26 protein-coding genes are annotated in these 25441 nt (G+C 60.8%); 16 read left to right on the forward strand and 10 right to left on the reverse strand.

Annotation, left to right across the window (positions count from 1 at the left end):
• Positions 1-122: 122 nt before the first annotated feature.
• The gene (locus ACIPY2_RS19730) at positions 123-272 is read right to left on the reverse strand and encodes a hypothetical protein (RefSeq protein ID WP_400268098.1); all 150 of its coding nucleotides are present in this window, start codon (positions 270-272) and stop codon (positions 123-125) included.
• Between the two features lie 1795 nt (positions 273-2067).
• Here ACIPY2_RS19730 and ACIPY2_RS19735 point away from each other — a divergent pair.
• The 6 genes from ACIPY2_RS19735 to ACIPY2_RS19760 all read left to right on the forward strand — a co-directional run bounded on the left by ACIPY2_RS19735 (position 2068) and on the right by ACIPY2_RS19760 (position 4991).
• Positions 2068-2499 carry a LexA family protein gene (locus tag ACIPY2_RS19735; protein ID WP_400268099.1) on the forward strand — a complete coding sequence of 144 codons (432 nt, stop codon included), beginning with the start codon at positions 2068-2070 and terminating at the stop codon, positions 2497-2499.
• Positions 2492-3790 carry a Y-family DNA polymerase gene (locus ACIPY2_RS19740; RefSeq protein WP_400268100.1) on the forward strand — a complete coding sequence of 433 codons (1299 nt, stop codon included), beginning with the start codon at positions 2492-2494 and terminating at the stop codon, positions 3788-3790. Before ACIPY2_RS19735 ends, ACIPY2_RS19740 begins: the two co-directional genes overlap by 8 nt.
• A 31-nt stretch (positions 3791-3821) precedes the next feature.
• Positions 3822-4136, forward strand: a complete 315-nt coding sequence (locus tag ACIPY2_RS19745; RefSeq protein ID WP_400268101.1) for a hypothetical protein — start codon at positions 3822-3824, stop codon at positions 4134-4136.
• Positions 4136-4534, forward strand: a complete 399-nt coding sequence (locus ACIPY2_RS19750; RefSeq protein WP_400268102.1) for a hypothetical protein — start codon at positions 4136-4138, stop codon at positions 4532-4534. The genes ACIPY2_RS19745 and ACIPY2_RS19750 overlap by 1 nt, the downstream gene beginning before the upstream one ends.
• 15 nt (positions 4535-4549) lie before the next feature.
• Positions 4550-4687, forward strand: coding sequence for a hypothetical protein (locus ACIPY2_RS19755; protein WP_400268103.1), 138 nt, complete (start codon positions 4550-4552; stop codon positions 4685-4687).
• Between the two features lie 79 nt (positions 4688-4766).
• Positions 4767-4991, forward strand: coding sequence for a DUF2188 domain-containing protein (locus ACIPY2_RS19760; protein ID WP_400268104.1), 225 nt, complete (start codon positions 4767-4769; stop codon positions 4989-4991).
• Positions 4992-5095: 104 nt separating this feature from the next.
• Here the strand turns inward: ACIPY2_RS19760 and ACIPY2_RS19765 are convergent, their stop codons facing one another.
• The 3 genes from ACIPY2_RS19765 to ACIPY2_RS19775 form a co-directional block, all read right to left on the reverse strand.
• The gene (locus ACIPY2_RS19765) at positions 5096-5674 is read right to left on the reverse strand and encodes an SOS response-associated peptidase (RefSeq protein WP_400268105.1); all 579 of its coding nucleotides are present in this window, start codon (positions 5672-5674) and stop codon (positions 5096-5098) included.
• Between the two features lie 196 nt (positions 5675-5870).
• Entirely contained in the window at positions 5871-6341 is a 471-nt protein-coding gene (locus ACIPY2_RS19770) for a hypothetical protein (protein ID WP_400268106.1), read from the reverse strand.
• 77 nt (positions 6342-6418) lie between these two features.
• Positions 6419-6796, reverse strand: coding sequence for an STAS/SEC14 domain-containing protein (locus ACIPY2_RS19775; RefSeq protein WP_400268107.1), 378 nt, complete (start codon positions 6794-6796; stop codon positions 6419-6421).
• 200 nt (positions 6797-6996) lie between these two features.
• Between ACIPY2_RS19775 and ACIPY2_RS19780 the strand changes: the two genes are divergently transcribed.
• Entirely contained in the window at positions 6997-7329 is a 333-nt protein-coding gene (locus tag ACIPY2_RS19780) for a hypothetical protein (RefSeq protein WP_400268108.1), read from the forward strand.
• Positions 7330-7423: 94 nt separating this feature from the next.
• Here ACIPY2_RS19780 and ACIPY2_RS19785 read toward each other — a convergent pair whose 3' ends face one another.
• From ACIPY2_RS19785 to ACIPY2_RS19800, 4 genes are all read right to left on the reverse strand, one after another.
• Entirely contained in the window at positions 7424-7909 is a 486-nt protein-coding gene (locus ACIPY2_RS19785; protein ID WP_400268109.1) for an HAD domain-containing protein, read from the reverse strand.
• 267 nt (positions 7910-8176) lie between these two features.
• Positions 8177-9118, reverse strand: a complete 942-nt coding sequence (locus ACIPY2_RS19790; RefSeq protein ID WP_400268110.1) for a tyrosine/phenylalanine carboxypeptidase domain-containing protein — start codon at positions 9116-9118, stop codon at positions 8177-8179.
• 170 nt (positions 9119-9288) lie between these two features.
• Positions 9289-12363: a CHAT domain-containing protein gene (locus tag ACIPY2_RS19795; protein WP_400268111.1), complete on the reverse strand. Its 3075-nt coding sequence runs from the start codon at positions 12361-12363 to the stop codon at positions 9289-9291.
• Between the two features lie 4 nt (positions 12364-12367).
• A complete protein-coding gene (locus ACIPY2_RS19800) occupies positions 12368-14959 on the reverse strand; it encodes a hypothetical protein (RefSeq protein WP_400268112.1) in 2592 nt (863 codons plus the stop codon).
• Positions 14960-15105: 146 nt separating this feature from the next.
• Here ACIPY2_RS19800 and ACIPY2_RS19805 point away from each other — a divergent pair, with 146 nt between their 5' ends.
• From ACIPY2_RS19805 to ACIPY2_RS19830, 6 genes are all read left to right on the forward strand, one after another.
• Positions 15106-15384 carry a hypothetical protein gene (locus tag ACIPY2_RS19805; RefSeq protein WP_400268113.1) on the forward strand — a complete coding sequence of 93 codons (279 nt, stop codon included), beginning with the start codon at positions 15106-15108 and terminating at the stop codon, positions 15382-15384.
• Positions 15384-16877: a hypothetical protein gene (locus tag ACIPY2_RS19810; RefSeq protein ID WP_400268114.1), complete on the forward strand. Its 1494-nt coding sequence runs from the start codon at positions 15384-15386 to the stop codon at positions 16875-16877. Before ACIPY2_RS19805 ends, ACIPY2_RS19810 begins: the two co-directional genes overlap by 1 nt.
• A 16-nt stretch (positions 16878-16893) precedes the next feature.
• Complete coding sequence (locus ACIPY2_RS19815) at positions 16894-18150, forward strand: OmpA family protein (RefSeq protein WP_400268115.1); 1257 nt, start codon at positions 16894-16896, stop codon at positions 18148-18150.
• Positions 18138-18905: a VWA domain-containing protein gene (locus ACIPY2_RS19820; RefSeq protein ID WP_400268116.1), complete on the forward strand. Its 768-nt coding sequence runs from the start codon at positions 18138-18140 to the stop codon at positions 18903-18905. The genes ACIPY2_RS19815 and ACIPY2_RS19820 overlap by 13 nt, the downstream gene beginning before the upstream one ends.
• Positions 18902-19162 (forward strand): hypothetical protein, encoded by a 261-nt coding sequence (locus tag ACIPY2_RS19825; RefSeq protein WP_400268117.1) that lies wholly within the window; start codon positions 18902-18904, stop codon positions 19160-19162. Before ACIPY2_RS19820 ends, ACIPY2_RS19825 begins: the two co-directional genes overlap by 4 nt.
• A 254-nt stretch (positions 19163-19416) precedes the next feature.
• Positions 19417-19647 carry a hypothetical protein gene (locus ACIPY2_RS19830; RefSeq protein WP_400268118.1) on the forward strand — a complete coding sequence of 77 codons (231 nt, stop codon included), beginning with the start codon at positions 19417-19419 and terminating at the stop codon, positions 19645-19647.
• 771 nt (positions 19648-20418) lie between these two features.
• On the opposite strand, the gene ACIPY2_RS19835 is transcribed toward ACIPY2_RS19830, so the two are convergent.
• A complete protein-coding gene (locus ACIPY2_RS19835; RefSeq protein ID WP_400268119.1) occupies positions 20419-21534 on the reverse strand; it encodes a hypothetical protein in 1116 nt (371 codons plus the stop codon).
• 126 nt (positions 21535-21660) lie between these two features.
• Complete coding sequence (locus ACIPY2_RS19840) at positions 21661-22020, reverse strand: hypothetical protein (RefSeq protein WP_400268120.1); 360 nt, start codon at positions 22018-22020, stop codon at positions 21661-21663.
• A 562-nt stretch (positions 22021-22582) separates the two neighbouring features.
• Here ACIPY2_RS19840 and ACIPY2_RS19845 point away from each other — a divergent pair.
• From ACIPY2_RS19845 to ACIPY2_RS19855, 3 genes are read left to right on the forward strand one after another with little or no spacing between them, the layout of a single operon-like run.
• On the forward strand, positions 22583-22807 hold the full coding sequence (locus tag ACIPY2_RS19845; protein WP_400268121.1) for a hypothetical protein: 225 nt from the start codon (positions 22583-22585) through the stop codon (positions 22805-22807).
• Positions 22800-24452 carry a methyltransferase gene (locus ACIPY2_RS19850; RefSeq protein ID WP_400268122.1) on the forward strand — a complete coding sequence of 551 codons (1653 nt, stop codon included), beginning with the start codon at positions 22800-22802 and terminating at the stop codon, positions 24450-24452. The genes ACIPY2_RS19845 and ACIPY2_RS19850 overlap by 8 nt, the downstream gene beginning before the upstream one ends.
• Positions 24449-25369, forward strand: coding sequence for a XamI family restriction endonuclease (locus ACIPY2_RS19855; protein ID WP_400268123.1), 921 nt, complete (start codon positions 24449-24451; stop codon positions 25367-25369). The genes ACIPY2_RS19850 and ACIPY2_RS19855 overlap by 4 nt, the downstream gene beginning before the upstream one ends.
• Positions 25370-25441 lie beyond the last annotated feature (72 nt).

Here is a 25441-nt window from a genome sequence, read left to right on the forward strand (position 1 = left end):
AACGAAGTTCACGATGGTCAGTGGTTCCATGAGGTTTCCTTATCGGTGTGTAGGACTTAGTCTGAGAAGGAGCCGGTGGCCGCAACCATAGCGGTCACGACCACCGGGTTTCGTAGCTACACCTACTTCCTTGCTTTACGCTTACGCTTCCGAGTTCCAGCTCGGGAGCGTTTGCTCTTTAAGCGCGCGTTCTGCATGGAGAGCAGAGCGATGACAGCTGTCATCAAGCTCACGACCGAAGTCGCGAGCTTGATCGCTTCGTCGATGCTCATGTAGCCACCTCCTTCCTGCCCCGCCGTGCGAGGCCCCCCACGTCGCAGCCGGTCGAGGGCGGGCCGTCAACCCCGAAGAGTGACCGGGGAATCCCGCGAAATAAGGGAGCACAGCGACCGCGTGGGATTGCCCGGTTGCGTGGGTTGACGGGTCGGGCCCCCGGACGGCTACGATCAGTGGCCTTGTACGGAGAACAACCCAGCCACATGTAAGGCAAAGACAGGCTGTTACAGGCCGGAGCGCAGCGAAGGTCCACTGCCGGGCAGGACATCCGCTCGGTGCCGTTCACTGGGCGGCGGCAGCTGCTCGAAGAGCTGGCCCGGGAATGGACCGCGCCGCTGAACCTCTCCCCCACCACCACCGACATGGAGCTGGCCAAGACCTGGTTGAAGGATCTGCCCGCCACAGGGATGGAAGGGCTGGTGTTCAAGGGCGGATCACAGGCATACGACGGCTCGCGATCGTGGTTGAAGTTGAAGACAAAAGCACCTTTGATGCGGTCTGTGCTGCCGTCATCGGCCCGGTCACGCAACCGCAAGCGATCATCGCCGGCTTGCCGGTCGATGGGACGCTGCGGATCGTTGGCCGCTCCACGGTCCTTTCCACGCGGACAGGGCGTGAGTTGGGCAGGCAAACCGCTAACTCACCTTCCCGCGGTGGACCGGTTGTGCCCACGGGGGTCAGGTGGAGCCCTCCGCACAGCTCAAAGCTGTTCACATTGGTGTGCAACCCGTCCACGTCACACCCCGCCGGGGCACTAGAACTGTCGGTATTCCGACAAGGGAGCGGTGCACGGTGCGCTACTGAATCGATGAAGGGGTTCGGGTCCAAAGTAGGTTCGCCTGGGTTGGGGGGTCGGACCCCCGACCCCCCAACCCACTCGAGGGGGGTGAGGTCATCGGCGCCCCGAATCTTGCGAGTTTATGAAAGAAGTCTGGAGGCAGCGCCAAACCCGTTGAATTCACATTCTTTTGCTATTTCCCTAAAGCTCAGAATGGGTTTATCCTTGTGTTACCCCAACTCCTTGGGGCACGGATAACCCGCCACCCTATGGCGGGTTCTGGCTGAAAGGGGGTGGGTCTTATCTGTGATGTCGATCCGGAGCTAGCTAAAACGCAAGCAGCCGTGCGGCGCCTCAAGTTGCTTCGCTTGGCAATAGGCGTCTGCACGGCTGCTGCTGTTCTCGCTGCCGCAGTGAAAGACTTGATCGGTTAACCCATCAAACACGTGGTGGTCCAGTTCCCGCTGGGCCACCGCGCTGTCTTTCCCCAGATGATCCCGCTGCGTAGGTCGCTAACCTCAGGATCATAGGGTTTCGCGGTACTTATAGAGTATCGCAATCATGTGATCATGCAATCATGTTCTACAGAAAAAAAATAAACATGAATCTTCATTGGAAAATTTTCATGACTCTAATAATGTGGTCAGCTAGTTTTTCATGAACTTATGGACACTTTTTTATGGTTTAAGAAGTGGTGGGGTTTTCGAACTACGGGAAAGATGTAGTCAGAATCTTCATACAGCAGGAAAGTTGCAGCGCAGACGATTCGGAGCCTACGAGAGTTGCGCCCAAGCCCTTCCCCAACATTCGTAGCGTCGGTCTTATGAAGCTTCGGGTATTTGACACCTCTTACACCACCCCTACTCAGGACGGCACTGCGATCTGGAACCGGCCCGCCGGTAGGCAAGTTGAAGCCGCCGAGGCAGATGGGGCCTACTGCCGCCCTCGGAGGCTATTTTGTCGCCCCTTCAGAGTACTGTTATTCGAACATAGTTTCGAATAAAAGGTGTGTTGTGGGCGTGATAGTTGGCCCCCGTGTGATAGATGCGGGACTCTCTGCGGTGACGGTGTTGGTGGCACCGGTAGCGGTGGCCGCCGGCTATCCCTCGCCCGCCCAGGACTACTTTGACGGCCGCATCGACCTCAACGCCCATCTGGTCAAGGATGTGACCAGCACGTTCATTGTCCGGGTGACCGGGCAATCCATGGAGCGGGCCGGGATCAGCGACGGCGACGAGCTGGTGGTGAACCGGGCACTGGAACCGAAGGACGGTTCGGTGGTCGTGGCCGTCCTGGACGGCGAGCTGACGATCAAGCGGCTGCGGATCACACCTACGGGGGTGGTGCTGCGGGCCGACAATCCACTATTTCCGGATATTGAGGTTCCGGCGCTATCGGATCTGACGATCTGGGGCGTGGCCACGAGGTGCCTGCACCATGTCTAGGCCTGCGGTGATGCGCCGGATGCAGGAGATCGCGCATGTGGACGTGAACTGCTTTTACGCCTCGGCCGAGCGCGCCTTCAACCCTTCCTTGGAGGGCCGGCCGGTCATTGTGCTTTCCAACAATGACGGCTGCGCCGTTACCCGGTCCCCGGAAGCCAAGCAGCTGGGCATTGCCATGGGCGAGCCGTGGTTCAAGCTCCGGGCCCGGGCTAAGGAATGGGGCCTGGTGGCCCTGTCGAGCAACTACGAACTCTACGGCGACATCAGCGCCCGGGTGATGGAACTGCTGGGCCGCTACTCGGCCTGGTTGGAGGTCTACTCCATCGACGAGGCGTTCCTCGGTGTCAAGGGCGAACCGGACGAGCTACTGGCCCTGGGCCGGGAGATGAAGGCCGCGTGCAGGCGGAACGTCGGCGTGCCGGTCTGCGTCGGTATCGCGCCCACCAAGACGCTGGCGAAGCTGTGCAACAAGTGGGCGAAGAACAACCCCGCATTCGGTGGGGTGTGCCGGTGGGAATCAGTCCCGGTGGAGCAGCGCGAAGCGCTCATGGCCCGGTTGTCCGTGATCGAAATCTGGGGCGTGGCCACCCGGTTGACCAAGCGGCTGAACGCGATGGGGATCTTCACCATCGCCGACTTGGCCCGTGCGAACCCAGTCGCGATCAGGGACAAGTTCTCCATCGTCATGATGCGCACCGTCCTGGAACTGCAGGGTACCCCGTGTATCCCGATGGGAGAGGAACGGGTAGGCCGTGACCAGCTGATCTTCTCCCGCTCGTTCTCGACACCGATCACGACGACGGCGGGGTTGCGGCAGGTCATGAGCGTGTACGCGCAAATGGCCTCGGCCCGGCTGGCCAAACATGATCTGCAAGCGAAGGTGTTGATCGCGTTCGCGGCGACGTCGCACTTCAACCCGAACGAGAAGTCCTTCCCGTCGGTCTGTCTGGCATTGCCGATGCCGACCGCTGACCCGGTGATCCTGACCAAGGCAGCCCACGCCCTGCTGCCCCAGGTGTTCGAGGGCGTGAAGTACGTCAGGGCCGGGATCATGGTCACCGACCTGCGCCCGTCCGGGAACCAGAAACCCTTGGAGCTGTTCGAGAACCCGCACGAAGAACGCGGCATCGGGATCCTGCTCGAGGACGTGGCCAAACGGTACGGCCGCGGATCCATTGGCCTGGGCCATGCCGGGATCAAGGGCGGTCCGGATTGGTCCATGAAACGCGACATGCTCTCCCCCAGGTACACCACCCACTGGGACGAACTTCCCCTCGTCAAAGCCGCCTGACCGGCGCCATGTATGAAAGGAGAGTCCACCCATGACTCTTGCCCCCGAAAAACCACAAACCCGCGCAGACGTCGAGGCCCGGTTCAGCCCAGACGGGACGCCGTTGGCGATCCGGCACGACGGCCGGATCTGGATGGTCGATCCGGACGTGCACACAGCTCACTGGTTCACCAGGGACGCATGGTGGGAAACCCGGAACAGGGCCGCCGTCGGAACCGGCGACCTGGTCAGTGTCGAGCACTGGCAGGTCCAAGCCGTGCTGCCGTCCGCCGGTGCGGAGCTGCGCACGTTCACGCTGCGGCGGGAGCCTTTGGCTACGCAGTGGCAACTGGAATCAATCAACTAGTGCCAGCGAACCTGTACCGCTCCCCCATTCCGGACCAGCTCTGGGACCGGACCCGTGAGGAATTCGGCCTGCCCGGCTTGAAACAGGTCCGGGAACGCCTCTCCGCCGTGCACGAGGATCCCGAACCCCTCATGCAGCAGCTGGTCCGGGTGTTCATCGGAGAAGGAACCTTTTGCCCCGGCTACCAGTTCCAAGCCGACCTCGCCCTGAACCCCGTGGTGCGCGGCCTGTTCGAACGGGCGTTGGCGTGGAGGATCCCCCACAACTATTTCGCCCTGTGGATGATGGTCCCCTCCCCCGCCCTGAACGGGCGGCGTCCGGTGGACCTGCGGAACACCCACGAGCCGGCCCCACTGTGGGCGGCGTTGGGCCGGATCCGCGCTGAGATGGCGGCCTGAGATATGGGAGTGAAAGTGACCCTGACCGTAGAAGCCGGCAACGGCGAACGCAGTCACGTCGAGGCCGAAGGCCAGACGTACCCGGAAGCCAAAACCGCTGCCGAGGCGCAGATCCCGGAAGGATCCCACGCGATCGTCATCCGTACGTCCTGAACGCCTGGAAAGCGAAGGGGCCCTTACTATTTCTCTGTATTGTGGCGAACGTAAATGATTCTGATCGAAGGGACCCATCGTGGCGCAAGGTGACATCGAGACGTATTACGAGGACGGCACGTGGAAGAACAAGCGCGAGGGCGCTGATAGGGCCTTCACAACCGGCGGCACGAAGGCCGAAGCCACGGCCCAGGGCCGCGAGGCGGCCATGAAGGACAAAGTGGAGCACGTCATCAAGAACCAGGATGGCACCATCTCCGAGAAGAACAGCTACGGCAATGACCCCAGGAATGTCCCCGGATAGAGCTCCGGCTCAACCGGCACTCCCCCAGTGAAGAGAAGCCCTGCACAGCGTCAGCTGGCGCAGGGCTTCTCCTGTCAGGAATACCGGTGAAGCCAACGTGCGAGCTACTCGGCTGGTTTGATCAGTTCAGGCCCGTTGTTGCGGACGCTGTTCACGCGGGTGCTGACAATCCGGGGCATCAGCGTTGGTTCGGGCAGCGAGTCCAGCAGGTGTTGGACGTCTGCCTTGTCGGTCAGGTCCGGGTCCAGCCATTCCGCGTATCGGTCTTTCGGGATGATGACCGGGGACCGGTCATGGACATGGCCCAGGGCGTCCTGGGTGGTTGTGGTGAGTACGGTGCAGGACAGGAGCCACCGTTCCGGGTCGTCCTCGGGCAGTTCGGGGTCGGGCCAGAATTCGTAGAGGCCGGCGAACCCCAGCAGGGGTTCCTTCTCGGAGTACAGGTAGTTCGGGATCTTCTTCCCGTCCTCGGTCTTCTGCCATTCGTAGTACCCCTCGGCGGGGACGATGGCCCTGCGCTTGACCGCTGCGGACCGGAACGACGGCTTCTCCAGGATGGACTCGCTGCGCGCGTTGATGAGCTTGGAGCCGATCTTGGCGTCCTTGGCCCAGGACGGGATCAGGCCCCACCGGGCGATGAGCAGGCGCCGGTCAATGGTGCCTTCGTCCAGGCGTTCGGCCACGATCGGTACGTTCTGGGTGGGGCGACGTTCCAGCTCGGCCCTGGCGGGCTGCCCTCGACCTCCTTGGCCTCGAAGTGGCTCAAGAGATCGCTGGTTGCCTTGGACATCACATATCTGCCGCACATGTGCCTATTCTTCCCATAAAACGGGCACCAGAAACCCCTGAGGGTGCGGCCCCCTTTTTGGCGGCCAAGCGTCAGGTTCGCGGTGTCCCTTTGCGAGGTTCGTTCCATCCGGGAATTTTGGTGTCGAGTTCCCTGATCCGGTCGGGATGCCGGCCGTACCGGGCGTGCTTTCGGTAGGCAGATATCCACGCGGCCAAAGCCCGCTCAACCTCGTCCCCGGAGCCGGGATGCGGGAGACGTTTGGCCTTCTTCATCCAGCGGATGAGTTCGTCCCGGCGTTGCCGCCACAAGCGTTCGCTGTTGTAGCTATAACCGTCTTCCCACCCCGGAATCCTCTTGTCGAGGACCTCGGCCGCTTTTGTTTCGAGCCTTCCTTGGTCGTGGAGCAAACGCAGCCTCCTTAAAGCCCGGTACAACTCGGCCTCGTCACTGCCCGGGGCTCCAGCGACCGTGGGCAGAACGCCGTGGGCGCGGTGGTAGGCCACGATCAGCTTGGCTGCGGCGAATGGTCCGGAGGGAAGTGGGCTGGTTCCTGCTGGCACGCACCCAACGATACAGCCAGGCAGTCCCCCGCTCCGCTGAGCGCCTTCGGACCTGGACCGGCACAAAGCCCTCAACATTAGGGGGTCGGTGCGTGCAGAAGCCAGTGCATCGCCTCATCGCGTGATGCGAAGAAACGGGTCGGGCAAGGGAGGGTACGTCGTGAGACGGCAAAGTTCGCGATGACCCGATTGACCGGGTTCGCTCCGAGCAAGGCAATCCGCGAAGCAGCGCACTTGGTGCTGAAAACGGATTTGGCCCGGGTGATCGACCGGGTATTGGTGATGTCAATCAGCATCGGGTATTCGGCGCCGTCGGCGAGCTCATTGATTCTCTGTATTGCCGCGTGAACGTCCCCGGCGACCAAAGCAGTCCCTGGCTTCCACACCAGATGGAAGAATCCCCCGGCATCGAGCCCGACTGTGCCCTTGCCGCCATCAACAGTGACCGGTTCCATTCACGCCCCCCAAAGCATCGAGTGGGCCTAAGACTAGCTGCAAGGTATGGATTATGCAGCAGACCCTTGGCGCTGGGTGGCTTTGATTCTATTGGTCATAGGTGATGCGGGTTTGGTCGATTTTGCGGTGGAAGTGCATGCCGGCCTTTCCGCCGAGGATGGCCCCTACCAGGGGCACGATCAAAGCGATGGCCAGGCCGATGAGCCCGCCGGCGGTCAGCAGGTCCGTCGACCGGGATGTGCGGGGCGCCGCCGAGGCTTCCGAGGATGTTGAACTGGGCTCCGGCGACCGCGGCGAGGACAGCGACCAGGACCGCGATGATGATGCCCCAGAGCCAGAGCGCCAGGCCTTGTTTGGTCCCGTCGAAGCGCGCCATGCGCCCGGCGGCGTATCCTCCGCAGTAGTAGGCGATGTCTCATATCCCAAGGATTATGAGGCACGCCGCCCCATTCTTCACATGGAGTCATTCCCCGTAGAGGTCGGAGCCAACTCCAGGGGCAAGCCGAAAAGCACCCTTAGCCAGCAGGCGTGACGTGGCCTCTGAACCCATTCCCGATTAGACAGGACCCATATTAAGCAGGGAGCCGCCCCGGCCCCGTGAAAGCAGCGAATAATGAGGCCGCCAGTTAGCTTTCGCCTTCGGTGACGAAGGCCTCAATGCCCCTTACCTGATCTTCGGTGAGTCCTGGGCCTGGGTGGGGCTGCACGAGATGAACTGGGTGCTTATATCCCTCTGCCCAGGCCCTAGCGTCCGGGCCGAGAACATCATCAATCCACACCACACAGTCCCAGTCAGCTTCCTCGAGTGCCTCCATCCGGGACAGCCAACGCTTCAGGGAAGACAGCTTTGGTGTCGGCACATCCGCATCCGCCCGACGAAAAATCATCACAACCCGCAGCGCTTCAACGCCAAGGCCCAACTGGCCCTCCAACCCGGCGACGGCATCAGCCGGCCAGGTCGAGATCCACGCGATTCGGCCGATACGGGCCAACCTAAGAACCAATGCCTTCTTCTGATTGGAGAGTCGCAACGTTGGTTGTTCCCCACCGCGGCCCGGGTGCACGACAGGGTTAAGGACACCGTCGACGTCCAGCAGGATGACGGGCTTCACGACCGAATCCCTGCGGTAACCACAGACCCTTCTGACGTCGCCATTCGTGCAATCCCCTAACGTCTTGTAATGGGCTGATTCTACTGAGTGTGCGGACAACCTCCGGGCAAGGCATCCAACTACGAGGTTGGCCACCCTGCGGAGACCCGGGAGGCAAGGAGTCAGTGTGCACCACTCCGGTAGCGGCCGCTTCTTGGATGGGACGCCTCATCTTCTTGGGTTTCGAGACGGCGAACCTTGAGGTTACGAAATCTGCTTTTCCGGTGATTATCGGTGCGAGGCAAATGCTGCCTGGGGATCCAGCAGCGGTGGTACCCAAAGTTGTTGTTCGGCCAGATATTGGATCTCGGGCAGTCTTTGAAATGACCATTTGACACTACGAAGCATCTGTAGCTTTCGTGGGTCCAGCCCCAGCGCCGTGAGGTAGCCGGTTAGGTAACCATGGTCTTTCGTTGGGCCGCCAGCCTGGTTGGGGTCCGGCAGGCCCCTTTTGCATCGCAGGGCAATTTCGGCGGCGGCTTCAGGCCCAACGATTTCGGCGAGTTGGCGGCCGACGTCCACGATACCCGCGTCCACGGAAAGTGCTACGCCGATGACGCGTGCGGCATAGATTCGCATTTGTCTCTCGTCGATAAGACCCATTTCCTGTTCAAGCAGCACTGCCAGGCCTTCTTCGGTGGCAACGGTACTTCCTAGTGGAATGCTAAGTAGAGGTTCCGGTTGGGCGCGTGCGTTTTCCCACCTCAGAACGTGGCCGCCGATTTCGTGAATGACAAGTCTACGTAGGTCGGCTGATTCGAGCATCAGGTCCTTGCGGACGCGTATTTTGTTGAAGCGGCCCGCCACGGAGGCGCGGGCTCCCATATTTTCTGACACCTCGATAGTCCAGTGTGAAAGGGAGTAATAGTCCAAGGCTTCCTGCATGGCACTGACAAGATCTTCGGCCAAGGAAGTCGCCGCTTGCTGGGGTGGTTCGAGTGGTTTGGCAAGTATGCGCCAGGCTGCGTCCATCGTCTCATCCGACGGCAGGCCATCCTGGCCCTGCGCCCACGCCGTGACTCGTGACGGGGTGCGTGAGGCGATAGCAGTGCTCTGTTCCCAGGTGGATGTTGCATCCGCGATAACGATCTCGCGTAGATACGCGTCATCAAGATCTCTTGCCAGCTTGAGGACGCGCTCGAAACGAGGCTGGATCTCGTCGACCGGCACGGGCGGAAACTCGAACGCTTCGGGATATGCAGGGCCCTTGGGGTCAGCGATGAGTTCGCGGAGTCGACGCAGGTGGTGGCCGACAGCTAACGGAGTGGCTAATTTTGTTGTCGGCGCCGATCTTGCGAGGTCAGTAAGTGCCGTCACGAGTTCCGCATGCCGTACCCCCATCACCTTACGACCCCTTCAGGAAGTCCGTAGGCGACCAGATATGACCAAAGCTCGATGCGAGGGAGGCGATCGGCGGGATCGACAGCGATCCAGGCCCGTTGTGCCAGCCTCAGCGCTGCTGCAGGTTCCACGCCGCCTGCAATATATGCGTAGAAATGAGCCATGATCTGGCTGGTCGCCTCGTCGTAGACCTCAGTGAGGGTGCCGATGACGTGCGAAGCTCCCCGTAGTTGGAACGCCAATGGGAATCCGCCCATTTCACCCATGTAATCTGCGTGGATGCCGGTGTAGCAGGAGGGCCCGACGACGAGCCTTGGCATGGACCACTGCAGGACGTGGGCGGTGGTGAGGTGTTCCCCACTGGGCAGTACTTTGGCTTGGGACCAGCCGTCGTTGCCAGCGATGCCGTGCAGGGCGAGGACAAGCAAGCCCTCATTACCGCGCCTGTCCAGTGCATTTAGGGACTGCCGCAGGTCCTCAAGACTGTTCGCCTCGCGTACGTGCGGGACATGGCAACGCAATGCCTCCAATTCACTCTTGGCATGGCTGAATCTATCGGTATCAAAGGATGCCAGATGCAGAGCAGGGTCCTCTCCTGGTTGATCCGTTCCCAGGGACAGAGCCGTTTGAAGTGACTGGATCAGCGTTATCGAGGCAACATCAAGCAGGAGGCATTTGTCGTCGACCTCGAGTGCGGCGAATGGAACGTCCAGCAGCCCGGTCGGCACAATGGTCAAAGCAAGCGGGTAGTCCGAATCGGACTGCCTGAGCAGGGACAGCAGCGAGGCAGGGAGCAGGACATCGCGCGCGTGCCGGAGTTGAGCGTCCAGCACATCGGGGTTCCGCGCAGCATTAGGCGAGAGAGCGCCAAGATAAGCAGGAGCATCCGTTATGTCCAACGTCTCGCTGACTCGCCCATCCGGTGCACGCCAGACCAGCCGCCGCATCAGTCTGTTGCCGGCCATGAGCCATAGTGACAGAACCGCGGCAGAAGGGGCCGCAGTCCGGTCGAGTACCTTCTGTGCCGAGGCTGACAGGACGGCCTCAGGGTCGAAAAGCGCGCGTGCGACCGGCCCGACAACGGTACCGACGACATCAAGGGTTTCATCCAGCTGCGTTGCAACTGAGCGGGCCTGGTCCTTGGACTCGCGAGGAATCTGCGGCGGAACTTCGTCTGGATCCGCCGCTGCTGAGACAGCGCGCAGGGTCGCAGTGAGTTGACGGGCCAGCCGGGCCAGTTCCGGCGCCTCCGACATGGAACGCAGGACGACTCCTACCGTGTCCCTACGGGCGACCTCTGCCACTATGTCGGCTGCCTTTGAATCCTGCAACTCCACAGCCAATACAGCGGTGTCCACGAGCCAGCCGGCATAGGTGTTCCAGACAGCGCGTTTCTGTTCGGCGGTGCTGGCGGTTGAGACGCGTCGCGCAATCCCGGGAAGAGTCTGAATGCGGACTCGAAGTTCTTGAGCTCGGTCGCCAATTTCAGCGCGCATCGCCAAACGCTGGAGCGCTTCTGCCTTGGTCTGGAGTGCCCCTACGTACGCTGGGGCATCCAATAACACCACAGCGGGTCCGGGCCCCTCAAGGGAAAGGCCTGCAACAGCTTCGTCCGAATATTGAACTGCTGTTTGCCACAGCGTCACTCGTCTGGAATCTGCTGCGTCGCCGGCCCGCAGATGCCAAAGGGCCAGGCCAGCGGCCAAGTGGGCCGCGTCGATGTTACTTGCTTCCTTATGAAGCTCTTCCAGCCGCTCCAGGATCGCAGGGTCTCCCGCTGCTCCAAATTCCGCGGCCTTTATAGCGGCCCGACGACGACCGACAGGTCGCCGCCAGGCTCGGCTGCTTTCGAGCATCCGCCGGCCGATTTCATCTGCAGGGCCGCCTTTGCCTTGGATGGCCGCCAGCTCCAAGGCCCGGAATTCAACGGCGACCTTGCCGTTCATGGCTATGTCCCGCCACGCCCAAAGAGCGCAGTCCAGCCACCCTTCAGCTTCCTTTGAAGCTACCGGATCATCGCTAACCAGGCCGGAGTCGATTAGATTGCGTCCCAGTTCAAACGCAATGTTGCCGATGGCGCGAAGTGACCTGCCACGGTCCAGCGCGTAGAGCCGATCCACGGCATCCATTACGGACTGGGGTTCGGCCTTCACCCCGTCTTCATTCTCAGCTCCTAGGGCTACAACCAATCGGGCGAGCAGGTGCTGCCGTTCGGCGGCCCAGTCGTCGAGGAACCGGGCCTGGGCCGCTTGACTGCGGTGCATGACGCTCGTGGATTCAAAAGTGGGATACTTGGTGCAGTGCTGCGACTGCTTGTCCAGCACAGCGATCGAAGTCCTGACATCCCCAATGTGCCTTGCCAGCAGGGCGCGTTGCCCGAGGGCGTCGGCCAAGGTGCCCGGGCGCTGGGTCGATAGTGCCTCGGCGGCGTGGACCTGCTTTTCACGCTCGGCGATGGCCCGTGGGATGGCGCTCAGGAAGCGGGCGGCGATGGCGCTCCGAGCGTGAGCGGAAACCTTGAAGGCACGCAGCTGCAGGCTTGGGTCCGAGAGCCAGCTGGCTTCAGGTAGAAGTGCTGGGAGGACAAATTCCTCCTTCGATGAAAGTCCCTGGCTTGCTATTTCCGCCATCCGCTCTGCAGTTTCCAGGGATTCTTGAAGGAGGAAAACGTCGCGCTGCCAGGTGCTGAGCCTCTGCAGGGCGAAGCATTCGATGACCGGATCCGTGCCGAGGGCAAGTCTGGCAGCTTCTTCAGCACTCCGTGTGGCCTGAAACAGCTCGGAGTCGTCGTCCCCTTGACGTTGGGGCCTGCACGTTTTCGCGATGAGGCCAAGACTGCGCCACGCGTCGGCAGTATCATCCCGGGCAGCTGCGTCGCTTAACTCGATCAGTTTCGTTCCAGCCGCCCGCAGCACGGATTTAGGAGGCTGCCCTTCGGGGAGATAGGTCGGTTGTGGATCGTCAGGGGAGAGGAGTAGGACGCTGTCCGCCAGGATCAGTTCGGCCAGCATCTCGGCGGCCCGCCGCTGGTTTCCCAAAGACACGGCGATGTCAAACCACCTCAACCATGTCATGGACTTACTTTGTTCTTCCATGAACCACCACCTCTACCTGGGACTGGTTGACTGAGGGTTTGGGAACTCCGGTGACGCTTCCCTGGAGTTCGACGATTTGTCCTGGTTCGTCTTCCCATGTCAGGGGGACCTGGTAGGTCGCATCCCCTAGAGTGATCGTCGCAGTAACGGAGGCGACGGAAGGGCTAATGAACGGCTGCACCATGGAAACCTGGATTGTCCCTTCACCACTCCCGGTCCACCGGAGGCGAAGAGCGGGCCACCGGTCGATATGACGTCGTGGCGTTCCACGCAGTGCGATGAAAGTCTCAGGGTCGCTCATCTCATGAGTCCACTGAAGCTCATCGCTGGAGTGCCGGTCCCGCTCATCCTTTTCGCCACGGACCAGCGCCAAGCGTAGGTCTGCAGTGGCTGCATCCGTTGCTGCCGGCGAGGGCGGTTCCGCGCTCAGAATCGGGATATCGGCGATGAAGTTGGCACGCGCCAAGACCGACAGGGCTTCTGCGACTACTCCTATGTTCAGCAGGCGGGTATGGAGCCTCTCCACGGTGAGTAGTGCTTCCGAGGCGGGGCTTGGCAGAGGCCTATTCAGGTCAACACTGTTGAACCTTGCCAATTTTTCAATCTGTTCGCGGACCTGACCGAGGCTTACGTCTGAATCGCCAACCTCATTCTCGAGTGCGACAAGCCAGCCTCTGACGACTGCTGTTAATGCCGCTGCTCGGGAAGTCGTCAGACTCTGCTGATTCGCTAAGGTCTCCTGAACATAAGGCATCCGGATGAGACGGTGTGTGTATTCCCATGCCTGCTTGGCCCAGTTTTTCTGGGTTTCGGGCGGGTGCTGGCCTGCTGTCAGGAGTGCGTCGATGACCTGCACGGCGACCTGCAGAGAAAGTCGCAACGGCCGCTCTGTTTTCCGGGCACGGGCGAGGCCTTCCCGCGCGGGGATGACCACGGACTCCATGAGAACCAGTGCGCGCTCCTTGGCCTGAATATCGTCGAGATCGCACAGGAATCGAGCATAGTTGTGCACATGGGGTGAGAGGGCAGCCAACAGGGTCGAGGTCTGTCCATGCCGGGCGTTCTCCAGCTCGCGGTCCAGGTCGACCCCGACCGTGCTGAAGACCGAGTCCCAAAGCCATCTCAGATCGTTCTGGATTTCTGTGGCCAGCTCGTGCTGGCCACTGGCTTCCGCGTCCGCCATGGAAAGCCGGATCGCTGCCGAGGAGGCTACGAGGACCTCCGCATAGAACGCGCCGGACACCATGCCAGCGTGCTGAAGCTCGGACAGGCGTGCCGCTGTCCTGTTTACTTCCAATCCTGCCTCGATCGAGGCCTTGGGATCGTCCTGCCGCAAATCGCGCTGTTGAGCAAGCGCATGGCGGTTGGCTGCGAAGTAGGTCAGGGGATGCGCCGGGCCCAGGACGGCTGCGGACAGAGCGGTTGCTTTGGCCATCTGCTCCGTGACGTGTCGTCGGAAATCTTCATCCTCAATCTTGGGGTCGTCCCGGAGGATTCTGTAGGTCTGCACGAGAGACCAGATAAGAGCCTGTCGGCTCTTCTGCGGCATCCAGGCAATTTCATCTTTATCCGGTGCCACGGGGCAAAGCGTGCTCCAGTGGTCACTCTCATATGATTCGGGTTGCTCGGTCGTCTCGAGGAAGGATCGGATGGAATCCACGGTTGAGAGCAGCACTTCAGCTTCGCGCCGACCGGGGGCTGTTTCGGTAACCCACACAACCCCGCGATCCGGGCTTTCCAGTAGATGCCTGACCCAGCGCGAGACTAGCTCATCGCGCATGTAGGGATCCCTCTCATCGCCCAAACAAGCCTTGAGCGTGCGGTCGAGGACGTTGAGTTCCCGTGGTTCAAGATCTGGATCCTGCCCGCTGCTCTGGCCGTCCGTGGAGCCGAATTCGCTTCTGGCGATCGGCTCGACGATACTGGCAGGCGCCCAAGGGAGGGAGAGGGCACGCTGGATGGCTCTGGCCTGCGCTGAGGCGGCAAAAAGGCAGGGTTGGCTCCGGTATGCCTCCAGGACCAAGGATGCCCACAACGTGATCTTCACACGGAACTGCAGCTCTGGTTGCCGACTCAGGATCGTGCCAATGACATCGTGAAATACCGGTAGCAGGCTAGCGAAGGCTTCATTGGCTCCTGCCAGTACGAGAGCTGCTTTACGGTCCGGGCCGAAACGACCGGTGGTCGCCGGCGCAATTTCATGGATACCTTCGGTCACAGGAACCGCGTCACGCAAGGCAGGTTCCCCGCCCCCCGTTCCCCGGATCAATGCATGACCGGCAATCCAGAAGGTATTTTTCGGAAGCAAGGGCGAGTCGCCCAACGCGATTTTCCCGCCCTTATGAGCAGCGAGCCACTCACCATGGACCCGCTCATGCCACTCGCGGGATGGAAGCAGCCCACCTCGGGCGATTTCAGCGGACGTGAGGCTGTTGTACTCCGCGAGCCACGTCTGACCGGCCGGCGCCTCACCCAAATCAACGCCAAAGAACGCAGAGACCCGATGCGCAAGCCTCGCCCAGGTCTCACTTCGCCGGGGGGCGATACCGGATTCGTCAACAGGCAGAATGCGCACGCTAGAGCTCTCTTTCATCAGTTACCCAATAGACCATACGGTAACTGCGCATAATAAACAATAGCCCGATAGTTTTTTCTGTTACCTAGCATCCATATCAGTAAAACTATTGACTCCCATATGGTGTATCGATCATGCTTCAAAACATGAAGCTCGCAACTCAGCCCAAGAAACGCCAGCGAAACGGTGCCGGTACGATCCGCCGTCATGAGATCAAGTCCGTTTGCCCGTTCACGGGCAAACGTCGGTTCAAGGACGCACACCAAGCGCATGACGCCCTGATTAGCGCCCGCCGGGCCCGCCAGCACGCCGAGTCGCTGGGCATTCCGACCATGCGCCGCGAAGTACGCATGTATGAGTGCGGCTGCGGTGGTCATCACCTCACCAGTCAGCCGGTTGCCGTCACCGAGGCGGTGGCTGCCTGATGTTTGGAAAATTCACCAATCTCAAGACGTCCGCTGGCGCCGACCGCCGGGCCGGCACGGCGACGAAGATCGCCAAGACCACCCACGCCCGCGACCTGGAGCGGCAGGTTCCCGCGGTCAGCGGGGCCGACACCGGCGCCTCTGACGTGTCCCTGTGGATCCGTTCGGATCGGACAGCAGCGGTACGCAGTGCCAAACCGGCAGCGAAGGCCAGCCGCGCGTTGGACCGTGCTGAGCGACACGACCAGAACCACCAGCACTTCCAGGAGCGCCGATGCCAAGAACTTGACTCCCCGCGGGCCCAGGAGCGCATGGAGGCGGTCAACCCCTTCCTCAAGGGGCATGCAAAGATCGCCCATCTACAGTCGTGGGCTTCAACCGCCCTGGTTGTCGTTCTGGCGGCCGCGATGCTCGTCAATGACCCGGCCACCGTTTATACCAGCGTCCGCACCGCCTCCGACGTCCCCGATAGCGTAGGCATCTTTGACGTTTCCAACCCCAGCGTCGCCGCCGCCCTCGGCGCTGCGCTGGGTATCTCCGCCGTGCTCCTGAGTGCCGCCTTGGGCGCCGGCAAAGCGGCGGCCACGCTCCTGTTCCGTGGCAGACTGCTCCTGCAAAAGGACAAGGACAACCAGCAGTCAGACGGGCCACGCGTCCAACCCCGGCCCGGGTTTCCGGAAGCCGAAGCAAGCCATCGGCAAATAGGACGCAAAGAAGCGTGGACCGCCCTGATCATCTGGTCAGTTGTTCTGATTGCAGGTGCCACGTTTCTGCATTCATTCGCCGAGGCGCGCTTCATCACGGACTCGTACACAGCCAAATCGAACGCCGCGGTGGTGGTCCTCGTGACTAGCCTCCCCTTCGCTGTGGCCTTGTTCGAAACGGTTGCCGCCGCACCTCAGTTCGAGCACCTGCGGAAGGCCGCCCGCTGGGCATTATTGTTCCGCATCTCTGAATGGCGTGACGTGACCCGTGACCAGCGTTTCCTGCGCCGTGGGGCCGCCCTGCGCCGGGCAGCCAACGCCGCTGTTATCAGAATGATCGACGTCATCAGGGACGTCGGAATGAGGAGCCTCGCCGAAGCCACAGAGGCCTCCCTCATCACCGGCAAGGTCAGTGTGGCGGACATCGCCGAGCAGTACCGGAAACTGTCGAAGCCAGCTACCGGCCAGGGTGCCGACCGGCTTATCACGATGGACTATTCCGGCAGCCCCTCCAACCCCTACCTTCCAGGACTCCCGGCAGCATCCAACCACGTCGCACATGTCCTCGACCGCCACCGCAAGCTCGACGCCAAGGCAGTCCCGGAACATTCACACATGGCCGCTGTATGGCACGACTTCCGTGCCGCGCCGACGACATACTGCGCCGTAGATACGTCAGACGCTGCCACTGGCCCGGCAAGTCTGAACGGCCACGAGAGCGCCCGTGAACGGATCCACAGCGTGCCGGACTCCCCGGAACAAACCACCCCCGAAGAACCCGCAGCCTAACCAAGGAATGATGCAAATGAAGAAGCTCGTCACCACCGTATTCGTCGTCCTGATGCTGGCGTTCACCACCGCATGCACCGGTACGACTGCCACGGCCCCGGTCCCGGTAGGCGCAAACACGTCCGCAGACGCGAGGCACATTCTCTCCGAAGACGACCTTGCCGCCTGCCGGGACGTGCTTGAACGCAACGTCCCGGGCGCGGCCGACCAGGTCATCATCGTCAACGACAAGACCGGCTCCGTGGCCGATATGCCGAGCCCCGACGGCCTCGCCGCCGACCTTCACCGCGCCAGCATGAACGACGGTTCCCTCACCGTCATCGCCGTTGAGGGTGCCGGAACGGCTCCACGCATCGTGGCGAAAAACGCCGCCCTCAGCACGCCCGGCCCGCGGGACAGGCCGTCAGTGCGCCGAACTGCCGACAGCATGCCAGCGTGCGTTCAGGGGATCTTCCTGAACGGGACCCTGCCCACAGCTCCGGGAACAGACCTGCACCGCGCGATGTCCCTGGCCGCGGAACTCGCCGGACCCGGCACGACGATCTGGCTGCTCAGTGACATGCTTGCCAATTCCGGTCCTCTCGCACTCAACGCCGGCCTCCTGTCCATGGACCCCACGGAAGCGGCAGCCAAGGCTTCATCCACAGCTCCTCTGGACCTTAAGGGAGCAGCGCTGAAGGTCGCTGGAGTCGGGAACTCCACCACCAGCTTGCTGTCCCCCCAGCGCACGTGGCTGCGCGACTTCAGTCGCGGCCTGTGCACCCAGTGGCGGGCATCCGGCTGCGATGACATAAACCTGGACCCGGTCAATCCCGAACGCGCTGACAAGAATCTCCCTGAAGACACCCTCCCGCCCTTCCCGAAGATCACGACTACATCCACTGCCGGCTCCTGCACTTTCGAAGTTCCCGCTGAACTCGCCTTCGCTAAGGATTCGCCGGTCTTGAGCGACGGTGCCAAAGAAGCGCTGGCACGCCCACTGGAAATGCTCCTGCGAAACCCTGCCGCCACCGCAAAAATAGTCGGGCACACCGCAACGGTCCTGTCGTCTCCTGACCACGGCGTTGGGTTCTCCGAACGCCGGGCATCCGCCACCATGACCTACCTCACCGATTCCGGCGTCCCCGCAAGCCGCATAACCAGTAGAGGCGTCGGGGACACGGAACCCAAAGTGGAGGACATTGATCCAACCACGGGACAACAGATCGACGAGATGGCCGCCATCGAACGACGAGTCAACATCCTGATTGAGGGGGTCCCGTGCTCTCACTGAGCCCAATCAAACTCAACACCAGCCGGGCTGGTAACTTACGTGACCTGCGCCCTCTCCCAGGCCGCCGCAACGCGTTGCTTCGGTGGCTTCTGCCGCTGACCCTCCTGGCGCTGGTTCTGCTCTGGACCGCCCCGCAGATCTTCGGGAGCATCCCAAAGACACTGACAGAATCCCGACTGACCGGCCCGCGCAGTCCGGCCCCCGTGGGCATCGTGCTGCTTCTGGATGAATCCGGTTCCTTCAGCGGCTACGGCCCTATTCGGGAGAAAGCCCTCGAAGAGCTTTCCCAGTGGGCCCCAAAAAACCTGCGGAAGGATGACACCGTCACCGTTATCTCCTTCGCTGGTGATGCCGACACCAAAATGTCAATGACCACCGTGGAGGAGCTTGCCCTGCAAGGTCCCCTCTACCGGCAGGTAACGCTTCAAACAGGAGGTACCAGCATCCAGCCTGCGCTGCAGAAGGCCCTCGCGGAAACGTCTGGGTCCAAGCCGACCAGCGTTATCGCCGTAACCGACACCGAGGTCGACGACGCCGACCCTTCCGCGGCCATGGAACTCATGCGGAAACTGAATGTCACGACGATGACAACGCTCGTGCCCTCGGACGGTACCGTCCAAGACACTTGGGAAAGCGCTTTCGGCTGGAGTCTCATCCTGAAGGCCGACGCCGGCTCACCCGGCCAGACGGCCCTTGCCATCGGCAAGGCCCTATCCCATGCCACCGGACAAAAATTGGAGGCTCAGAACAGATGAGTACTAAGTCAACGCTTTTGATCGGGTTGACAGTGATCGCCCTGGCAATTGGAGCTAACCAGGCACTGGAACCCACAACTCCGGACGACGTCCGCCGGCAGCAGCAGGAGCAAGGCATCCAGGACCTCAGTGACGCCAAAGAGCGAAAAGACGACCAAATGCGCGATGACGCGACTAGCCATGTCGACGCCGAGAACTCCAGGCGGAATAGTCCGTCAGAAACCAGGTCCAAGATCAAACTTCGGTGGGTACCCTGATGTGGGCGAGGCAACCAGAGGAGGACGACTGGGTCACGGCCTCTGACGAAATCCCAGTTACGCTGACCGACCATCTAGCTGGAGGCGGCATCGCGAAGGGGTCGCGGGGCGTTGTCACGGGGCGCTCAGGCAAACATGTTGATGTTGAGTTCGAAACCGGCTACGGCACTACGTCTGTCACTGTTCCCGTAAGCCGCGTAAGACTTACCCACAGAGGCGCAGGACATTACCGATTCCGTCGACGAGTGCGCTTGATGACCACCATCCGCGTGGCCCTCCTCGTTTTCCTTCTGTACCCCACCGCTGAATTCACCATCCAGTACCTGTTGGAGCACGGGTCCTTGGAGGGCGTCGTCCCTGCATTCACGCTCGCCACCGTCGAAGGCATCGGCGAATGGCTGATGACGGCCATCAACAACCCGGTACAGACCATCATTTACAGCGTTTTCCTGGCGGTGCTGAGCAGAATCGCGTTCCAAAAGTAGGAAATGGGCGTGCTCAGCAGCTGGTTTCCCTCTTCATAACCGCCGTCCGCGCGGTGGTAAGCCGGACACACCGGCGTTAGCGATGCTCATCGAAGCAAACCCACAAGGGCACGCGATAACATCTTCGGCGTTGGCGATTCTCCACTATGTGCTACCGGCAATTCGATTCCCAACTCAAGAACTTGCCACCGCGTTCGCGCTTCTCGGATGCTTGGGACGGTGTCGTCCGCCCACCGAAAATTCAATGACCCGTTCTCACCGAGGAACCATTCAGTCGGCCCCCTACCACTTACAGGATCGAACGGCAGGGTTAGAGGCCACCCTGCGAGCCCTTCCCCGTCGTGGCAGTCAGAGCGTATGGGGGAACCCTCTGGCATAGAGCGAGCGACTTGCCGTGCCATCCAAAACAGTTCCCGGGCAGTCTCGGCATGAGACCAACAGTCAAGGTACTTATCGTCTTCATCGAAGCAAAGGTGACCGCCGCCATCCTGGCAACCGCAGCCGCTCGAACAGCAAAACTCTGCTCCCCTGCACCAGCAGTTCTCGCATTCCATGTGGCTAAAGTATCTGCTGTACTTCAAGCCGACAATGATCTCCTCGGCCGGCAACCCGTCCGAGTCGGCCATCTAAGAGCCTAGCCCAGCAAATGGCCGGTAAAAGTTCGACTAGCCCAACCGCGCCGCTGCCGAACAGCCGTCCCCAACGATGCAGCGAAAACCTGGCCAGCGCACCGCAGATCTTCCTGCTCCTCTTCATGGGCGAGGAGCTTGGCTATGCCAATCGACCGTGAAGCTCCGAGATTATTGTTTTCTCCCTTGGGGTCAGGGGCCCGTCCACTGCGGCTACCCGGTTGGCCGCGTCGAGGATGTCATCCATCTCCCCTGACTCAGTTTCCAGACATCGCCACACTTCGTCAGGATCAATATCGATGAGGCACGCGAGGCGTTCATCGACCACCTCGTGTCGATCCCGGACTAGCTTCACCAAATGACGCATCAACAGCGCCTCATCGTCAGATATCTTGTTGTCGGCCCTGATTACGAGCCAAGCTACCCACAACATCAGGCGCGGGTGCTGACTCCTCTCGCTCAATGTCGTGGCAACTTCAATCACCCGCGCCTCATTTCTGAAAATAGATTGAGCGTGCTGGCCAGCAATTAGTGTCGTGTAATGGTTAAGCCCCACCGCAAGCGGTACTCCGACTCCCGGAATTCCGATCTTTATGACGTTCCGCTGTAGGAGGTACTTTCCAACAAAAGGCAGCCCTTTCGCCGCGTTCAGGACCGCTCCGGAATAGAAACGCTTGATCACCGGCCTCATCAGAGCCGGAACCACCTTAGCGGCACCCTCACGCACCACTTCCCCACCCTTGATAGTGAAGGCCACACGGATGAGCTTCCACATGTCCGCGGGGTCAGATAAATCGAGTGGAACCCTATAAAGTACCGCGATGTCGTAAGCCAAGCGGATTTGGAGCCGCGAGATGTAAGCGACATCGACAATGAAGGTCGCTAAAGCGGCCGGGACGGTCGCCGTGGCTGCGCCGCCGAGGCTTCCCAAGGTTGCAATGATCGCCACCGTGTAGGCGCCGGCAGAAAGGCCACCTTCGATGGAGGCGTACCGGGCCGCCAATTTAATCCGCTGATCGACGATGGCGTCAGGGGGTACCCCCTCATACAGTTCCTGGAAGTACTGCCAGTTGACCTTGTTGGTGTAAGAGCTCAGGGCTTGGGCGAGGAGCTCCGTGAACCATCGACCTGACTTGATATCGTCCGGACTCAACCCCGCCACGAAGTTACGCAGGTCCGCGCGCTCATTCTCGACAGCCTGCTGGTCGTCGTAATTGGCGTCTTTAGCGCCCGCAGCGTCAAATGGAGCTTCGGGCATGGAAGTCCTCCTACAGATTCAGGGTCATGCCGCTTCGCTAAGCATCGCGGCGAACCACAGCACCATACCCTGAGAGTGTCTTTCGCCGCCGGGCGCCACTCTCTGGTGCGCGCGAGTCGGTGCTAACTATCCGGGTTGCCCCCCGGCCGGTGGAACCGTGGTTTCAAATTCGACCCAGAGCCGCGTGATGGTTGCCAGAAGCTGCGGGGGAAACCATACACTCGCCCGAAAAGAGGTATCGTCCATCGGATCCATCGTGGTGATATCTATTCCGCCCTCGCTGTAGGCGGCACCTTCTAGAAGCTCCATAGTTTTTCGCACAAATTTGCAGGCTTGGTCAAAATCGGCAAACACGATTTGAGTACGGTTGAAGTTCAGTAAGGGTTCGTGGGCGGTGTAGTGCTCAGGATCTCCTTGACATGAGAACTGCGTCTCTAGACCTAAATCCCACAACGCACGGAGCAGGGGCGCCATCAGATGGTCCACTTCAACGCCATCGACCTCTACCTGAGAATGATCGGGAAGGCCGGCCTGGCAGGCTTCGTCAAGCCGCGAACACCATGATCGTGCCCGACGCGGTACCCGGAGTCGAATCCTGCCCAGAACCGCCGCCGGCCGTAGCCATTGAGCCGGAGTTTCGCGAGCTGCATATTGAATGCGGCAGTTAGGTCCTAAGCACTGAACTATCTTGTCAGGCAGGTACGACAGCACGGCCAAGGGCAGGAGCTACCGGCTACGCGACACACACTACGGGTGTCCCACTTCCTTAGAAGCGGGACACCCTCGGCGGCACCCCTCTCGGTCGTTTCCGCAGGATTCTGCGTAAATATATCCGTCCCGGATGTAGTCCCAAAAGTTGTGCAACAAATCCCTGCATCGAGGCCAACTTTCGGCATGGGGTGGCTGATACCGGTACACGAGGCCCTCAAGAAGTACTTCCCCTCCGCCCTGCCAGGTCTTCTCCGCCCCTGCAGCTCGGCCGTTCCGCGCCAAGGCAACCGTCCGTGTAAAGTCGACGTTATAACGTCGACTTTATGAGGAGGATGGCATGGCCTTGACCAGGTCCCGGGCGCGGCGGCCCCATGGTGAGCTAAAGAACGCAATGCGACAGTTCCTGGCCCAGAACAACGGCGGACCGGCCTCCATCACTGAAATCAAGTCAGCTGTAGAAGCACAAATCGGCGCGGCCCCTGATTCGTCCTACCGCAGCGCCCTTCAGGACGAACGGTACTTTGAACGGGTCTCCCGCGGGGTGTTCCGGCTCCGTGACTAAACGCAAGACATTAGTGTCGGCCGCAGATGCCAACATGACAGGTGTGAATCAAATTTCAGGACTGGGAGCTCTCGCGCAGCTTTGCACCAAATTGGGTGCCGGTGCGAATGAACCACTGACCCCCCAGGAGCAGGCTCTAATTGACCTAACGGAAGGATCGATATCTGAGGAGACTGTTCGTATTGTCCGCGAACAGATCATTGCCGGGCTCGATCCATTGGGTGATGCGTATTGTCGGATCGTCTCCCCTGCTGACCGCAGACCGCTGGGGCAAACGTACACTCCTGCAACGATTGTGGATGCAATGGTGTCCTGGGCAATGGACCAAGGAGCGCCTAGCCGCATTGTGGATCCCGGTGCGGGGTCGGGGCGCTACCTGCTCGCAGCCGCCCGGCGCTTCCCCAATGCTACGGTCGTGGCCGCCGACGTCGATCCAATGGCGACCCTCATGTTGCGGGCGAACCTGGCGGTCTCCGACCTGAGCTCGCGGGTGAAAGTTGTGGTGGGCGACTACCGGAAGCTGGATCTCCCCAAGATTCAGGGCAGGACTCTTTTCCTGGGAAACCCGCCGTACGTTCGTCACCACCAGATCACACCAGAGTGGAAGACCTGGCTGGTGGCGACGGCGAAGAAGCACGGCTTGAGTGCAAGCGGTCTTGCAGGCCTACATGTGCATTTCTTCCTGGCCACCGTAGAACACGGGCGCACGGGCGATTACGGGGCGTTCATCACCAGTGCCGAATGGCTTGACGTCAATTACGGCAGCTTGGTTCGGCAACTCCTCCTCGACGGCCTCGGGGGCGAGTCATTGCACGTCCTCGATCCAAACGCCGTTCCGTTCGCCGACGCGACAACGACCGGGGCCATCACTTGTTTCAAGGTAGGCGTGAAGCCCACATCGATGAAAGTCCGGCGCGTCAGCGAAGTTCAAGACCTTGGCCGCCTCAACCAAGGCCGGAGCATCACTCGTGACCGGCTGGCGGAGGCAACACGCTGGTCTGTTCTCACCCGCGTCACACCCAAACTCCCGGAAGGATATACGGAGTTGGGAGAGCTGTGCCGTGTGCATCGCGGGCAGGTGACCGGCGCGAACGCGATCTGGGTGCATCGTGACGGTGAACTCTCCCTGCCCGAGCGTGTACTTTTTCCCTCTGTCACCCGGGCGCGGGAGCTCTTCAATGCGGGAGAACGGCTCTCCACGCCCTCGACGTTAAGTCGCGTCATTGATCTGCCCATTGATCTAGATGAGTTCGACGGTCCCGAGCGCCGTGAGGTCGACCGCTTTTTGCGCGCAGCCAAAAAGCAAGGTACTCACGAAGGGTATGTTGCCTCGAACCGTAAGGCATGGTGGAGCGTTGGTCTGCGGTCCGCGGCCCCCGTTTTAGCTACCTATATGGCACGCCGGCCGCCGGCGTTTGTTCGTAATGATGCCGGAGCCAGACACATCAACATCGCACATGGCCTATATCCAAGGCAGGATATGACTACAACAGTGCTGGATAACCTTGCGTCCTATCTTCGAACTGCCGTGAGCCTGTCCGAAGGCAGAACTTACGCGGGCGGGCTGGTCAAGTTCGAGCCCAAGGAAATGGAGCGCATCGCTGTCCCGAGCCTTGAAATGCTCTCGGAAGGAGCCTTCGATTGACCCAAGCACCGCCGCCACGATGGTCCGGGGACGAGTTGGAAGTGGATTCATCAGAGGCGATTCGGCGCTTTCGTGAAATTCGGATGCACGAACCACTTGAGCAATACCTTGACTCATTCGATGAGTACCGTTCAGCGGTGGAACATCTCATTGAAGGCACCGTCGATCTGAGCCAGCTGACGGACCAAGCGGTGGACCTGCTGACCCAGCCGGCACTACTCACGGCCATTCGCTACCTCGCGTCACCTGCGATCAGTGAAGACGACCTTAAGGTTCTCGCCGAAGCCGTACTGACCCCCACCAGATTGCGGGAAGACCCCGAGATGGCCCGCCGGGTCGTGGATACGGTTCTGCTGGGACTCGACCGAGAACGATTCCCGTGGGTTTCTGAGGAGCGCGAGCCTACGGAATCGGAACGAAGTGCTGCAATTATCTCGACTGCAGCACTTATTGCAACCCAAAAGGTACAGACCGCCCGCCGTACCTCCGCCAAGGATGACCAGGAAGATGCAGTGGCCCAGTGCCTCAAAGGGCACTCGTTCGTTGAGGTTGCCCGGCGGACCATCCACAATACTTCCCACCTGCCCGCACCCGGCGAATTCTGTCGTGAAAGCCTCTTCGGCAGCCGAAAAGCCGACCTCATCGTTCGTCTGTGGGACGGCCGGACCATGCCTCTCGAGTGCAAAGTCAGCAACTCGTCTACTAACAGCGTGAAGCGTCTTAACAACGACGCCGCAGTAAAAGCCAAAACCTGGATCCAGGAATTCGGGACATCGAATGCCGTGCCGGCATCGGTCCTGTCCGGGGTGTTCAAAGTTCACAATCTCGAATCAGCTCAAGCTGACGGGCTCACCCTCTTCTGGGCTCACCGACTGGAAGCAATGATCGAATTTATTGAACAAACCAGGTCGGTTTAGGAGTCATTTTCAGGACTGTGCCAAGGTTGGCTTCAGCCTCTGCGCAGGGGGAAGTGGGCGGCGGCCGCCGTG

The organism is Paenarthrobacter sp. NPDC089675 (assembly GCF_044749185.1).
Classification (GTDB): Bacteria; Actinomycetota; Actinomycetes; order Actinomycetales; family Micrococcaceae; genus Arthrobacter.

What these genes read in the sequence shown, in the direction of transcription:
- ACIPY2_RS19740 (WP_400268100.1), top strand. Translation starts at nt 2,492, where the DNA reads ATGTCTAGGCCTGCGGTGATGCGCCGGATGCAGGAGATCGCGCATGTG.
- ACIPY2_RS19810 (WP_400268114.1), top strand. Translation starts at nt 15,384, where the DNA reads ATGTTTGGAAAATTCACCAATCTCAAGACGTCCGCTGGCGCCGACCGC.
- ACIPY2_RS19830 (WP_400268118.1), top strand. Translation starts at nt 19,417, where the DNA reads ATGACCACCATCCGCGTGGCCCTCCTCGTTTTCCTTCTGTACCCCACC.
- ACIPY2_RS19825 (WP_400268117.1), top strand. Translation starts at nt 18,902, where the DNA reads ATGAGTACTAAGTCAACGCTTTTGATCGGGTTGACAGTGATCGCCCTG.
- ACIPY2_RS19795 (WP_400268111.1), bottom strand. Translation starts at nt 12,363, where the DNA reads ATGACATGGTTGAGGTGGTTTGACATCGCCGTGTCTTTGGGAAACCAG.
- ACIPY2_RS19745 (WP_400268101.1), top strand. Translation starts at nt 3,822, where the DNA reads ATGACTCTTGCCCCCGAAAAACCACAAACCCGCGCAGACGTCGAGGCC.
- ACIPY2_RS19805 (WP_400268113.1), top strand. Translation starts at nt 15,106, where the DNA reads ATGAAGCTCGCAACTCAGCCCAAGAAACGCCAGCGAAACGGTGCCGGT.
- ACIPY2_RS19775 (WP_400268107.1), bottom strand. Translation starts at nt 6,796, where the DNA reads ATGGAACCGGTCACTGTTGATGGCGGCAAGGGCACAGTCGGGCTCGAT.
- ACIPY2_RS19730 (WP_400268098.1), bottom strand. Translation starts at nt 272, where the DNA reads ATGAGCATCGACGAAGCGATCAAGCTCGCGACTTCGGTCGTGAGCTTG.
- ACIPY2_RS19815 (WP_400268115.1), top strand. Translation starts at nt 16,894, where the DNA reads ATGAAGAAGCTCGTCACCACCGTATTCGTCGTCCTGATGCTGGCGTTC.
- ACIPY2_RS19780 (WP_400268108.1), top strand. Translation starts at nt 6,997, where the DNA reads ATGAGCCCGCCGGCGGTCAGCAGGTCCGTCGACCGGGATGTGCGGGGC.
- ACIPY2_RS19835 (WP_400268119.1), bottom strand. Translation starts at nt 21,534, where the DNA reads ATGCCCGAAGCTCCATTTGACGCTGCGGGCGCTAAAGACGCCAATTAC.
- ACIPY2_RS19845 (WP_400268121.1), top strand. Translation starts at nt 22,583, where the DNA reads ATGGCCTTGACCAGGTCCCGGGCGCGGCGGCCCCATGGTGAGCTAAAG.